The 13,940-nt window shown below is 73.5% G+C and carries 9 protein-coding genes; 7 read left to right on the top strand and 2 right to left on the bottom strand.

Features of this window, described 5'->3' with window-relative positions; genetic code table 11:
- Positions 1 to 96: 96 nt before the first annotated feature.
- The 5 genes from ACFY61_RS21995 (at position 97) to ACFY61_RS21975 (ending at position 5,721) form a co-directional block, all read left to right on the top strand.
- A complete protein-coding gene (locus ACFY61_RS21995; protein WP_389474281.1) occupies positions 97 to 1,467 on the top strand; it encodes an MFS transporter in 1,371 nt (456 codons plus the stop codon).
- A gap of 169 nt (positions 1,468 to 1,636) precedes the next feature.
- Positions 1,637 to 2,596 (top strand): FecCD family ABC transporter permease, encoded by a 960-nt coding sequence (locus ACFY61_RS21990; protein ID WP_389474367.1) that lies wholly within the window; start codon positions 1,637 to 1,639, stop codon positions 2,594 to 2,596.
- Positions 2,597 to 2,599: 3 nt separating this feature from the next.
- A complete protein-coding gene (locus tag ACFY61_RS21985) occupies positions 2,600 to 3,688 on the top strand; it encodes a FecCD family ABC transporter permease (RefSeq protein ID WP_389474280.1) in 1,089 nt (362 codons plus the stop codon).
- A 1-nt stretch (position 3,689) separates the two neighbouring features.
- Positions 3,690 to 4,526: an ABC transporter ATP-binding protein gene (locus ACFY61_RS21980; RefSeq protein WP_389474279.1), complete on the top strand. Its 837-nt coding sequence runs from the start codon at positions 3,690 to 3,692 to the stop codon at positions 4,524 to 4,526.
- A gap of 133 nt (positions 4,527 to 4,659) precedes the next feature.
- Positions 4,660 to 5,721 carry an ABC transporter substrate-binding protein gene (locus ACFY61_RS21975; RefSeq protein WP_389474278.1) on the top strand — a complete coding sequence of 354 codons (1,062 nt, stop codon included), beginning with the start codon at positions 4,660 to 4,662 and terminating at the stop codon, positions 5,719 to 5,721.
- A gap of 66 nt (positions 5,722 to 5,787) precedes the next feature.
- Here ACFY61_RS21975 and ACFY61_RS21970 read toward each other — a convergent pair whose 3' ends face one another.
- Both ACFY61_RS21970 and ACFY61_RS21965 read right to left on the bottom strand, forming a co-directional pair.
- Complete coding sequence (locus ACFY61_RS21970) at positions 5,788 to 5,991, bottom strand: MbtH family protein (RefSeq protein ID WP_389474276.1); 204 nt, start codon at positions 5,989 to 5,991, stop codon at positions 5,788 to 5,790.
- A gap of 60 nt (positions 5,992 to 6,051) precedes the next feature.
- A complete protein-coding gene (locus ACFY61_RS21965) occupies positions 6,052 to 7,698 on the bottom strand; it encodes a (2,3-dihydroxybenzoyl)adenylate synthase (protein ID WP_389474275.1) in 1,647 nt (548 codons plus the stop codon).
- Between the two features lie 312 nt (positions 7,699 to 8,010).
- Between ACFY61_RS21965 and ACFY61_RS21960 the strand changes: the two genes are divergently transcribed.
- Positions 8,011 to 11,532, top strand: a complete 3,522-nt coding sequence (locus ACFY61_RS21960) for an amino acid adenylation domain-containing protein (protein WP_389474273.1) — start codon at positions 8,011 to 8,013, stop codon at positions 11,530 to 11,532.
- Complete coding sequence (locus ACFY61_RS21955) at positions 11,525 to 13,855, top strand: salicylate synthase (protein ID WP_389474271.1); 2,331 nt, start codon at positions 11,525 to 11,527, stop codon at positions 13,853 to 13,855. Before ACFY61_RS21960 ends, ACFY61_RS21955 begins: the two co-directional genes overlap by 8 nt.
- The last annotated feature ends 85 nt before the right edge of the window (positions 13,856 to 13,940 follow it).

The raw sequence follows: 13,940 nt of genomic DNA, 5'->3' as shown, positions 1-13,940 counted from the left end.
GCCGAACCATAACTTAGGATAGCCTTATCTTGCTATGGTTGGGCCGCTCCGCCGGGCGCCGCCGGCGGCCCAGAAATCGCAGGTGGAGGCCCGGAGTTGCGTATCAAACAGCTGGCACTGGATCTCTCCCCGCTCCGGGCCGGCGGCCCGCTGGGCCTCGTCCTGGCCGCCCGCGTCCTCGCCCTCCTCGCCATCGGGCTCACCTCCGTGGGCGTGGTCGTCCAGGTCTACGAACAGACCGGTTCCTCCGCGCAGGTCGGCATGGTCAGCCTCGTCCTGGCCTCCGGGCTGCTCCTGGGCTTCCTGGCCGGCGGCGTCCTCGCCGACCGGCGGGACCGCAAGGGCCTCATCCTCGTCGGCAGCGGGTGGGCCGTCGTCACCTTCGCGGTGCTCGCCGTGAACGCGGCCGCCGACCGTCCGGCGCTGTGGGTGGTCTACCTCACCGGGGCCCTCTTCGGGTTCACCGAAGGCGTCGCGGAGACCGCCCTCACGGCCGTCCTCCCGGCTCTCGTCAGCGAGGAGCACATACCGGCGACGGGTGCGCTGGTGACCGTCACCACCACCCTCGGCGCGATCGCCGGACCGATGCTCGGGGGCGTGCTGATCGCGGGACCCGGACTCGCGACCACGTTCGCCCTCGCGGCGGCCGGCACGGCGGTCACCACGCTCCTGCTGACGCGGCTGGACCCCATGCCGCCCACCGGGGCGGCTCCGCCCGGGCCGCCGGAGGACGCGACGGGTGACGAGAACGGCCGGACCCCCGACGACGGCACACCGGTGACCGGGAGGGCGGGCGCCCTCGCGGACCTGCGGGAGGGCTTCCGGTTCGTCGGCGGCAACCGCGTCGTCTCGGCCGTCCTCGTCGTCGACCTGTGCGTCGCCGTCTTCGCCACCCCGCAGGCGCTCTTCCCCGAGCTGGCGGAACGACGTCTGGGGGGCGGCCCCGAGCTGGTGGGCCTGCTCACCACGGCGCCGATGATCGGTGCGGCGCTCGCCTCGCTCACGTCCGGCTGGACCGGTCGGACACGGCGTCACTGGCGCGTCCTGTGCGCGGCCGTGGCCGGCTGGGGACTGGCCTGTCTCGGCTTCGGCCTCAGCCCCTGGCTCGGCCTCGGCCTGGTCTTCCTGGCCCTCGGCGGGGTCGCGGACACGATCTCCGAGATCATGCGCCGCACGCTGCTGATGACCCACACCCCCGATCCGCTCCAGGGCCGGGTCAGCAGCCTGTGGCTGGCCCAGGCCATGACCGCCCCCGCGCTGGGCGGTGTCATCGCCGGCCTCGCCTCCTCGGCCGTGGGGCCGGCCGCGACCGTCGCCGGCGGCGGTGCGCTCTGCCTGACCACCCTCGCCGTCGTGGCGCTGATCTACCGTCAACTCTGGCGCGATTCCTACCAGTCGGTCACGAACGACCCCGGAAACGACGAGGTCGGACGAGGGGATAACAGAGGCGCAACAGCATCCGCATAACGCTTGCTGGCCAAGAGTTAGGTATGGCTATCCTTTCCCAGTGCTTCCCGAATCTCCCCCACCGCGCACCGCACGTGGGGGGACCGCCAGCCCCACCGCGGCACCCGTCCCACCGGCCGGGACGGCTCCGCGTCGGGCTGCTCCCCATCTCCTCGTCGTTCCCGCGTGCCTGACCGTCCTCGCGCTGCTCTGCGTGGCCTCCCTGGCACTCGGCACCAAGTCGATCCCACCCGACCGCCTGGTCGACCTCCTGTTCCACCCGGACGGGAGTGAGGAGTCGGGGATCATCCATCAGATGCGCGTGCCCCGGACCGAGTTCGGGCTCGTCGTGGGCGCCGCCCTCGGCATGTCGGGGGCGCTGATGCAGGGACTGACCCGCAACCCGCTGGCGGATCCGGGACTCCTCGGCGTGAGCGCCGGAGCATCGCTCGGCGTCGTCGTCGGAACGGGACTGCTCGGCGTCACGGCCGTGTACGGCTACGTGTGGTTCGCGTTCGCCGGAGCACTCCTGACCATCGCACTCGTCTACGCCCTCGGCGCCGCGGGCAGGGGCGGCGCGACACCGGCCAAGCTGGCCCTCGCGGGCGCCGCCGTGTCCGCGCTGCTGCTGTCCCTCGTCAACGCCGTGCTCCTCTTCGACGCGGCGGCCCTGGGCGACTTCCGGTTCTGGGCGGTCGGTTCGCTCACCGGTCAGCCCGCGGAGGTGCTCGCAGGGGTGCTGCCCTTCATCGCGTCCGGCGCCCTGCTGGCGGCCTTCACCGCGCCGGCCCTGAACAGACTCGCCCTGGGCGACGGGGTGGCCACCGCACTCGGGCAGAACGTCGGCCGGGTCCGCGTCCGCGGGGCGGCGGCCGTCACGCTGCTGGCCGGCGGTGCGGTCGCCCTCTGCGGGCCGATCGCCTTCATCGGCCTCGTCATCCCGCACATCGCACGCCGCCTCACCGGCCCCGACCACCGGTGGATCGTCGTCTACTCGGCCCTCCTGGGCCCCTGTCTGCTGATCGCCGCCGACCTGGTCGGCCGGCTGATCGCCCGCCCCGACGAACTCCACGTCGGCATCGTCGTCACGGCGGTCGGTGCTCCGTTCTTCATCCTGTCGGTCCGCCGCCGCCGACTGCGGGAGCTCTGAGCCATGCCCACCACCCTCGCAGCGGCGCCGGCACCCGCCGGCACCCGGTCCGCGGGCGGAGTCGTCCTGCGGGTGCCCCGGACGCGGGCGTCCTGGGTCGTCCGGCCGCGCAGCCTCGCCGTCACCCTGGTTCTCACCGTCGCCGTCGGCTTCGCGTTCGTCGTGGAACTCGCCTTCGGCGAACTCGACTTCCCGCTCTCCGAGGTCGTCGCAGCCCTGTCCGGCGGCGGCGACCCGGCCACCCACATGGTGGTCCACAGCCTGCGCCTGCCGCGGGCGCTCGTGGGGCTGCTGTGCGGGGCGGCCTTCGGAGTCGCCGGCGCCATCTTCCAGACCCTCACGCGCAACCCCCTCGCCAGCCCGGACGTCATCGGCATCTCGGCGGGCGCGGGGACGGTGGCGACGGCCGGCCTGCTGTTCGGCGTCGGTTCCGGGATCGGCCTCCAGAGCTTCGCCCTGGCCGGCGGGCTGGGGGCCACCGCCGTGATCTACGCACTCGCCTGGAAGGGCGGCACCACCGGGTACCGCATCGTCCTGGTCGGCATCGGCATCGCCGCCCTGTGCACCAGCGCGACGAGCTACCTCCTGCTCAAGGCCGGCGTGTACCAGGCCCAGCAGGCCCTCATGTGGCTCACCGGCAGCCTCAACGCCCGTGACTGGAGCCATGTCGGCCCGCTGGCCGTGTCCCTGGCCGTGCTCCTGCCGGCCGTGGTCCTGGTCGGACCGTGGCTCACCGGGCTCCAGCTCGGCGACGAGACCGCCAAGGTCCTCGGACTGCCGGTCCAGACCGCCCGGATCGCCCTCCTCGTGGTCGGCGCGGCCCTGGTCTCGTTCGCGAGTGCCGCGGCCGGCCCGATCGCCTTCGTCGCGCTGGTCGCCCCGCAGATCGCACTGCGTCTGGTCAAGGCGCCCGGCCCGGCCCTCGTGCCGTCGGCGCTGGTGGGCTCCCTCGTCGTTCTCGTCGGCGACGTGGCCGGCCGCCAGGTGCTGGAGGGCACCGAACTTCCCGTGGGCGTCGTGTGCGGTGTACTCGGCGCCCCCTGCCTGCTCTGGCTGCTCGGCAGGTCCAACCGCACCGGATCAGGAGGCTGACGTGGACGAACGACCCCAGGGGCTGGTGGCGGAGGAGCTGACCCTCGCCTACGACGGCCGGCCCGTCGTCGAGGGCCTCGACGTGGTGATACCGGCCGGCAAGGTCACCGCGGTGATCGGTGCCAACGCCTGCGGCAAGTCCACCCTGCTGCGGGGGCTCTCCCGCCTGCTCACGCCCGAGCGGGGCTCGGTGTACCTCGACGGCCGGCTCATCCACTCGCTGCGCGGCAAGGAGCTGGCACGCCGGCTCGGCATGCTGCCGCAGTCCCCGGTCGCGCCCGAGGGCATCACCGTCCTCGACCTCGTCAAGCGCGGCCGCAGCCCGCACCAGTCCTGGTGGCGGCAGTGGTCCCCCGAGGACGAGCAGGCCGTCCACGAGGCCCTGGAGGCCACCGGCCTGACCGAGCAGGCGGACCGCAGCGTGGACGAGCTCTCCGGCGGTCAGCGCCAGCGGGCCTGGATCGCCATGGCCCTCGCCCAGGGCACCCCCCTCCTGCTGCTCGACGAGCCCACCAACCACCTCGACCTCGCCCACCAGATCGACATCCTCGACCTGGTCGTCGACCTGAACCGCGACCAGGGCCGCACCGTCGTCCTGGTGCTGCACGACCTCAACCACGCCTGCCGCTACGCCGACCACGTCATCGCCCTGAAGCAGGGGAGGATCGTCGCCGAAGGCGCTCCGGCCGACGTCATCGACGAGGAACTCGTCACCGAGGTCTTCGGGCTGAGCTGCACGGTCATCGACGATCCGGCGGGCGGCGGCCCGCACATCATCCCGTTCGGCAGGCACCACGGCGTCTCCGGCCGGGCGAAACCGGCGGTCACGTCCGGCTGACCGGCACCCCGGCTGACCGGCACCCCACCACCCCGCACCCCTGGCCCCACCACCCCGCACCCCCGTACCCGAGCCCCACGCACCATCACCCCGCACGATCCCCCGCGGCGATCCGCCGCTCGGAAGGACACCCATGCCCATCTTCGACAACGCCTCGGCCTCCGCCTCCCACGAAGTCCGCCCCGACCGGCGCCGGTTCCTGGCCCTTGCGGGCCTCGTCGCCGCCGCGCCGCTGCTGGCCGCCTGCGGCGGCTCCGAGGAGCCCGGGACCTCGGCCAAGGCCCCCTCGGGCAAGCCCGCCCCGAGCGGTCCCTGGAGCTTCACCGACGACCGCGGCAAGAAGATCGAGCTGGCCAAGCGCCCGGAGCGGATCGTCGCCCAGTCCCACCCGGCCGCCGCCCTCTGGGACTTCGGGATCCGGCCCGTCGGCATCTTCGGCCCCCAGAAGACCGAGGACGGCAAGCCCAGCCCTCAGATCGGCAACGTCGACCTGGCGAAGACCACCTCGGTCGGCACCGCGTTCGGCGAGTTCCAGATGGAGAAGCTGATCTCCCTCAAGCCCGAGCTCATCGTCACCATCGCGTACGGCCCGATGGTCTGGTACATCCCCGAAGACATCATGAAGAAGGTCGAGGAGGTCGCCCCGATCGCCGTCATCCAGCTGATGGGCGTGGCGGTCCCGGACGCCGTCAAGCGCTTCGGCGAGCTGGCCGCGGCTCTCGGCGCGGACCCGGAGAGCGCCGAGATCAAGAAGGCGAAGGCCGAGTTCGAGGCCGCCGCCGAAGGCGTGAAGAAGGCAGCCGAGGCCAAGAAGGGCCTGTCGGTCGCCGTCGTCTCCGGCACCAAGGAGAACTTCTTCGTCGCCGACCCCGCCTTCCACGGCGACGTCAAGTACTTCCAGCAGCTCGGCCTCGACATCGTCAAGCCCGAGAAGGCCGAAGCGGGCTTCGAGTCCCTCAGCTGGGAGCAGGCCGGCCGGTACAAGGCCGACCTGGTCCTCGAGGACGCGCGCCCGGAGGGCGGCCTGACCCACCAGCAGCTCGACGGCTACCCCACCTGGAAGGCCGCCCCCGCCGTCCAGGCCGGCCAGGTCGCCGACTGGCAGACCGAGACCCCGTTCACCTACCAGCGCTTCACCAAGGTGCTGAACGACCTCGCCGCGGCCGTCACCAAGGCCCGCGTCGACGTCGTCTGACCGGAACGCCCTTGACGAAGGCCCCCCACCGCTCGCGCGGTGGGGGGCCTTCCCGGTGTGCGGGCGTTACGAGGCCTCGGCCACGCTCCGGGGACGCAGGTCGGTCCAGGCGGTCTCGATGTAGGCCACGGCCTCCGCCCGGCCCACCGGGCCGAGCACGCTCCGCCAGCCGTCCGGAGCCGTCTGGAACGACGGCCACAGGGAGTGCTGGCCCTCGTCGTTGACGAGGACCAGGAAGGTGCCGTTCTCGTCGTCGAAGGGGTTGGTCATGAGGTGGTGCCTTTCTTGGTCGGGCCGGGTCGAATCGGGCGGGGCCGGGTCGGCCGGGGCTCAGGTCCGGTCGGAGGTGGTCAGCATGGTGCGCAGAGCACGCTTGTCGATCTTCCCGATGGCGGTGAGGGGGAGGTCCGTGACGGTGGACACCCGGTCGGGCAGCTTGAACGAGGCGACGCCGCGCTCCAGCAGGAACCCGCGCAGCTCCTGCACGGTGGGACCCGAGGCCCCGTCCGGCACGATGACCGCGCAGATCCGCTCGCCCTCACCGCCCGGCTCGGGGATCCCGACGGCGGCGCAGCGGCGCACCCGCGGGTGGGCGGCCACGTGGGCCTCGACCTCCTCCGCGGAGACGCTCTCGCCGTTGCGGTCGATCGTGTCCTTGACCCGGCCCTCCACCACGAGGTGGCCGGAGGGCAGCTGCCGGACGAGGTCCCCGGAGCAGTAGAAGCCGTCGGGCGTGAAGGCCGTGGCGTTCACCTCGGGGGCGCGGTAGTAGCCGCGCAGCGTGTACGGTCCGCGCACCAGGAGTTCGCCCACCTCCCCGGGCGGCACCTCCCGGCCGTCGGAGTCCACGACGCGCAGCTCGTCGTCCTCGCTGAGCGGGCGGCCCTGGGACACGGCGACGAGATCGGCGTCGTCCCCGGGACGGGTGTAGTTCAGGAGGCCCTCGGCCATGCCGAAGACCTGCTGGACGGCGCAGCCGAGCGTGTCCGGGATGGTCCGGGCCAGGTCTGCGGAGAGCTTCGACCCGCCGGCCTGGAGGACCCGCAGGCTGGAGATGTCCGCCGGGTCCCACTCGGCCGCGTCGATCCACAGCGGGATCAGCGGCGGCACCAGCGCGGTGTGCGTGACCCGCTCGGACTCGATCAGGGGGAAGGCGTCACCGGGGGCCGGGGACGGGGCAAGGACGACCTTCCCGCCGACCGACAGGGTGCCGAGCATGCCGGGGCAGGCCAGGGGGAAGTTGTGCGCGATCGGCAGGCTCGCCAAGTACACGGTGTCCTGGTCGAGTTCGCACACCGCAGCGCTGGCCCGGGCGTTGAACCCGTAGTCGTTGTGGGTCCTGGGGATCAGCTTGGGAACCCCCGTCGTCCCGCCCGACACCAGCAGGAGGGCGACGTCGGCGGGGTCCGGGTCGGCGAAGGATCGGGGCTCGGCGTCCACCTTCGCGAGCGCCGTGTACGGTCCGGGGTCACCCGCGACCAGCACGTGCCGCAGGTCCGGAGCCTGTTCCAGTACGGCAGCGGCCAACGTCCGGTAGTCGAACGCCCCGTACTCGTCGGCGATCACGTAGGCCACCGCCCCGGACAGGCGCGCCAGGTGGCCGATCTCGGTGATCCGGTGGGCGGGCAGCGTCAGCGCCGGTACGGCGCCGAGGCGGGCCAGTGCGAAGAACAGGACCGGGAACGCGGCGTCGTTGGGCAGCTGGACCAGGACCCGGTCGCCGGCCCCGATCCCGAGGTCGGCCAGACCGGCGGCCATCCGGTCGGCCCGCTCGTCGAGTTGACGGTAACTCAGCCGCTCGGTCCCGGCGACGACGGCGGTGCGGTCCGCGTACTCCTGCGCCCAGTCGTGAAGCAGCGTGCCGAGGGTCCGGCCGTCCCAGTGGCCGGCCGCCGCGTAGCGGGCTGCGGTCTCCTCCGGCCAGGGGGTCAGTCCCGAAGGCAGGGGAGCGGGGGGCATGGTGGCGTCTTGGGTCACGGTGACTCGACTCTCGTGGGCCGGAGGGCGCCGTGCGCACTCACTGTGTTCCGCTCGTCAGGGGCGTGGACGCCGGAACCGCTGACGGCATCCACAAACAAGTCTGGTTAGGTTAACCTAACTCTCGTCGTTGCACACCTCCCGTCGCGAAGGGTGCTCAGGATGGTCATGTCTGTTGCTGCGAAAGCTGTTTGACGTCAGTTTTCGACCGCACTCCTCACTGGGCACCGCCGCCTCCGCCCGGGCATCCGGAAGGCGCGAAACAGGCCCGCGACTCCTTCACCACACGACGCGTTAGGAAGAAGCCGCTTCATGTTGTCGATCGACGACCTCCGCCGTGTGGTCACCGACCTGCTCGGCTCGGACGCCGAGCCCGTCGGTGACCAGGTCAACCTCATCGAACTGGGCCTGGACTCGCTCAAGTTGATGAGGATCGCGGACCGCTTCCGGCGGGCCGGGATGGACGTGGGATTCGCCGACCTGGCACGACGGCCGACCCTGGCCGCATGGGGAACCCTGCTCGCCGCCGCCGCTCCGCAGCCCGTGGCCGCCGCCGAGCCCACCACCACCGCAGCCGCCCCCGCCCGGCCGGCCCCGGCCGACGGCCTTCCCGACGGGGCGGAGCCCTTCCCGCTCGCGCTGATGCAGCACGCGTACTGGATCGGCCGGGGATCACAGACCCTCGGAGCGGTGGCGGCACACCTGTACACCGAGTTCGAGGGAAGCGGCGTCGACCCGGACCGGCTGGGCACGGCGGTGGCCGCCCTCGCCGAACGGCACCCCATGCTCCGCGCGCGGATCCTCGACGACGGCCGGCAGGTCATCGGACCGTGGACCCGCGGCACCCGCATCCCCGTCCTCGACCTGCGCCACGCCACCGAGGAGGAGGCCGAGCGGGAGGCCGACCGGCTGCGGGACGAACTCTCCCACCAACTCCTGGACGTGTCGGAGGGTCAGGTCTTCGACGTCCGCCTCACCCGGCTGCCCGGCGGCCGCACCCGGGTCCACGTCGACGTGGACATGCTGGCCGCCGACGCACGCAGCTTCCGCGTCATGCTCGCCGACCTGGTCCACCTCTACGATCACCCCGACCAGCCGCTCCCCGAACTCGCCTACACCTACTCCCGCTACCTCGCGGAACGCCGCGCCCAGCCACCGCGCCCGCAGGACGTCGCCTGGTGGCGCGAGCGCCTGGGCGAACTCCCCGGCGCGCCCGACCTGCCGACCCGCCCCGAAGCGGAACGCGGCCCGGCCAATCGCGTCACCCGGCTCCACCACTGGCTCGCCCCCGAACAGCGGGCCGCCCTCACCGAACAGGCCCGCAAGCACGCGGTCACCCCCGCCGTCGCCGCCGCCACCGCCTTCGCCGAGGTGCTCGGCGCCTGGAGCGGAGAGCCCCGCTTCCTGCTCAACGTCCCCATGTTCGACCGCCGTCCGCTCCACCCCGACGTCGACGGCCTCGTGGGCGACTTCACCAGCTCCGTCCTCCTCGACGTCGACCTCACCGGCGTCCGCAGCTTCGCGGACCGGGCGCGCGACGCCCAGGACCGGATGCACGCCGCGGCCGCCCACTCCTCGTACTCGGGCGTCGAGGTCCTGCGGGACCTCTCCCGCGACCAGGGCACGCAGGTCCTCGCGCCGGTCGTCTTCACCAGCGCCCTCGACCTCGGCGAGCTCTTCGGCGCCGAAGTGGAACGCGTACTGGGCGAACCCGTGTGGATCGTCTCCCAGGGCCCGCAGGTCCTGCTCGACGCCCAGATCACCGAACTCCACGACGGACTCCTCGTGAACTGGGACGTCCGGTCGGACGCCTTCCCCGACGGCACCGCCGAAGCCATGTTCGCGGCCTTCACCGACCTGATCGGCCGGGTCGCCGACGGCACCGCCTGGGACGTCCCGGTCGGCCCGCTCGCCACCCCCGCCCAGCTCGCCGTACGCGCCGCGGCGAACCGCACCGACGGGCCCGTCCCGCAACACCCCCTGCACCACTCCTTCTTCGCCCGGGCCGCCGTAGCGCCGTCCGCGCCCGCGGTCCTCGCCGCCGACGGCACGACCCTCGACTACGGCCGGCTCGCGGACCGGGCGCTGCGCGTCGCCGGAGCCCTCCGCGACCACGGGGTCGAGCCGGGCGACGCCGTAGCGATCAGCCTCCCCAAGGGCCCCGACCAGATCGTCGCCGTCCTCGGCGTCCACGCCGCCGGCGCCCACTACGTACCGATCGGCATCGAGCAGCCCCCCGCCCGGGCGCGGTCCATACGCGAGCGGGCGGGCGCCACCCTCGTCCTCGGCTCCACCACCGGGCCCGGTGCCCTCGCCCTCGGCGAAGCCTCCACCTGGCCCGACCCGCTGCCCGAGCCGGTGTACGCCGCACCCGACACCGTCGCGTACGTCCTGTTCACCTCGGGCTCCACCGGAGAGCCCAAGGGCGTCGAGGTCTCCCACCGGGCCGCCGCCAACACCGTCGACGACCTGGTCGAACGGCTCGGCCTCGGCACCGGCGACCGCACCCTGGCCCTGTCCGCCCTCGACTTCGACCTGTCCGTCTTCGACGTCTTCGCCCCCCTGTCCGCGGGCGGCGCCGTGGTCACCGTCGACGAGGCCACCCGCAAGGACGCCGCCGCCTGGACGGGCCTGGTACGCCGGCACGCCGTCACCGTCCTCAACTGCGTGCCCAGCCTGCTCGACATGCTGCTGACCGCGGCCGAGCAGGACCCGCCCGGCGACACGCTGCGCGCCGTCCTCCTCGGCGGCGACTGGGTCGGCGTGGACCTGCCCGTCCGCCTGCACGCCCAGGTCCCCGGCTGCCGCTTCCTCGGGCTGGGCGGCACCACCGAGACCGCCATCCACTCCACCGTCCAGGAAGCCGTCGGCGGCCGGGTGCCCGCCCGGTGGACGAGCGTCCCCTACGGCACCCCCCTGCGCAACGTCCGCTGCCGCGTCGTCGACGTCCAGGGCCGGGACTGCCCCGACTGGGTCGCCGGCGAACTGTGGATCGGCGGCACGGGCGTGGCCGACGGCTACCGCCAGGACCCCGTCCGCACCGCGGACCGCTTCCTCGAACAGGACGGACTGCGCTGGTACCGCACCGGCGACCGCGCGCGCTACTGGCCCGACGGCACCCTGGAGTTCCTCGGACGCGCCGACGACCAGGTGAAGATCCGCGGCTTCCGCATCGAACTCGGAGAGGTCGAAGCAGCCCTCGCCGAGCACCCCGCGGTCCGCCAGGCCACCGCCCTCGTCCTGCGCACCGGCCCCACGCCGAGGCTCTGCGCCGTCGTCGCGACCGGGACCGGGGAGGCCGACACGGAGGACATCCGCGCCCGGGCCGCCGAACGCCTGCCCGCCCACATGCTGCCCGACACCCTCGCCGTACTCGACGAGATGCCGCTGACCGCCAACGGCAAGACGGACCGCCGCGCACTGCGCGAGCTCCTCACCGGGCGGATGGGGACGGACCGCGCCCAGGCCGGGGCGCGGACCGCGCTGGAAGACGTGATCGCCCGTGTCTGGGCCGACGTCCTCGCCGCCGGATCCGTGGGCCGGGAGGACGACTTCTTCGCCCTCGGAGGCGACTCCATCCTCGCCACGCGCATCACCTCCCGGCTGCGTGAGGCCCTCGACACCGACGACCTGTCGGTCCACGACGTCCTCGCCTCCCTCACCGTGGCCGACCTCGCCCGCAGGCTCACCGCCCGCGAGGAGGAACGCGGCCGGCTGGAGGCCGTGGCCGAGGTCTTCCTGGAGATCGACGGTCTCACCGACGAGGAGATCGAGGCCCAGCTGGCGGCCGGCGACGGCAGCGGCACCGCCCCCGCGGGCCCGGACCATGCCTGAACACCCGCCCGCACACGCGGGCACCGGCGCCTCAGCCTGGTTCCGCCGGTACGCTCCCCGGCCGGACGCCGCTGCACGCATCGTGTGCTTCGGCCCGGCCGGCGGGGCCCCGGCCTTCTACCGGGACTGGGCCCGTACGGTCCCCCAGGACGTGGAGGTCCTCTCGGTGGTCCTCCCGGGGCGCGAACGCCGGACGGCCGAGCCCGCGATCACCCGCATGGCCGACCTGGCCGACGCGCTCGCGCGGGCCGTGACCGCATGCCTGGACCGGCCCACCGTGTTCTTCGGACACAGCATGGGGGCGTCCGTCGCCTTCGAGGTCACCCGCCGGCTCGAACTCCGGCCGGGACCACGGCCCGTGGGCCTGGTGGTCTCGGGCCGCCCCAGCCCCCGCCTGCTGCTGGAACACCCCTCGCCGGTCGCCGGCTACGACGACGAGCAGATAATCGCCTACCTGCGCGGCCTGGGCGGCACCCCCGACGAACTCCTCGACGACCCGGCGGTCCACGAACTGATCCTGCCGCCGTGCAGGGCGGACTTCGGGGTCATCGGGCGCTACGCACCGGACCTCGGCCGGCCCCGGATCAGCACCCCGGTCCGCGTGCTCCGGGGTGCGTCCGACCCCGCCACGCCCGCCTGGGACGCCCTCCGCTGGCGTGAGGTCGCCTCACGGGTGACCGTCCCGGACGCCCTGCCCGGTGGCCACTTCTACCTGCTGGACCACCTGCCCGCCGTGGTCGACCACGTGCTCCGAACCCTGCGGGGCGAGGCGGACACCGCTCCGGGCGGGGCTTGGGCTGCAAGCCCCTCCACCGATCCCCGCGGGACCACCCGCCCCACCGGCCCGACCGGCCCCACCGGCCCCACACGCCCCTCCGGACCCACCGACTCCGGGAAAGAGAGAGAAGTCGTGACCCAGGCCCCTGCCTACCATGAGCGCCGGATACCGCTGACCGGCGACGTGCTGAGCACCGCGGCTGCCCTGTCCGAGACCTCGGCGGACGCCTACGTGCTCTACGAGAACCGAGGCGCCGTCGGATGGGCCGAAGGCGAACACGGCACCATCACCGTCCACGCGGACCGCACCGTCCTCACCGTCAAGGACTCCGGAGCGGCGGACACCTCCGCGGTGTTCACCGCCGAGGGCGGCGTGCTCGACGCCCTGGACCGGGCCCTCGCCGCCGTACCCGTCCACGGCTGGCGTGCCTACGGCTGGGCGGCCTTCGAACTCAGCTACCCCCTGCACGGCCTGCCCGCCACACCCGGCGACGCCCCGCTGGCCGTGCTGGCCGTCCCGGCACGCGAGGTGCGGCTGGAGGAGGGCGGCGCCCTGCTCCGCACCCTCGATGCGAACGAACTCGACTCCCTGGAACAGCGCGTACGCTCGGCGGCCGCCCTCGGCGGTGCCGTCGGCAGCAGCCACCGCGTCCTCGCGGACGTCGACAACCACGACGCGGAGTCCTACAAGGCGGCGGTCTCCGCCGCCGTGGACGAGATCCGCGCGGGGAAGCTCACCAAGGTCATCCTGTCCCGCGCCGTGCCGGTGCCCTCGCCGATCGACCTGCCCACCACCTACGTGGAGGGCCGCCGCGGCAACGATCCGGCCCGTTCGTTCCTCCTGCGCCTGGCCGGCTGGGAGACCGCCGGCTTCAGCCCGGAGATCGTCGCCGCCGTCGGCGGGGCGGGCCACGTCGTCGCCCAGCCGCTGGCGGGGACACGTGCCCTCGAAGGGGACCCGGAGGGCGATGCCGGCCGCCGGGCCGAGCTGTACCGGGACGAGAAGGAGGTCTTCGAGCACGCGGCCTCCGTCCGCCTGGTCGTCGAGGAGCTCCAGCAGGTCTGCACGCGGGAGTCGGTCACCGTGGACGACTTCATGTCCATCAAGGAGCGCGGCAGCGTCCAGCACCTGGCCTCCCGGCTCTCGGGCACCCTCGCCGACGGGCACACGGCGTGGGACGCCGTCGGCGCGCTGTTCCCGGCCGTCACCGCGTCCGGCATCCCCAAGGCCGAGGGATGCGACCTCATCCGGCGCGCCGAGTCCGGCCCCCGCGGCCTCTACAGCGGCGCGGTGCTGACCGTGGACGCGGACGGCACGGTCGACGCGGCGCTCGTCCTGCGCAGCGTCTACCGGCACGAGGGCCGCACCTGGCTGCGGGCCGGCGCCGGAATCGTCGCGCACTCCACCCCGGAGCGCGAACTGGAGGAGACCCGTGAGAAGCTGCGCAGCGTCTCGCGGTTCCTCGTGCCGGCGGCGGAAGCCCCGGTCTCCGACGGTCCCGAGGTCTCCGCCCTGGACGAGGAGTCCGCAGCGCTGGCCCGCTGAACCTCCACCGACCGGGTCGGAAGCACGACGGGCCGGGCGCCGCGCGCAGAAGCGCGGCACCCGGCCCGTCCGGCCGGTCGTGCGA

Source organism: Streptomyces sp. NPDC012888, from assembly GCF_042900645.1.
GTDB lineage: Bacteria > Actinomycetota > Actinomycetes > Streptomycetales > Streptomycetaceae > Streptomyces.
Note: the sequence above shows the minus strand (reverse complement) of the source record. Positions and strands in the feature narration are given on the sequence as shown.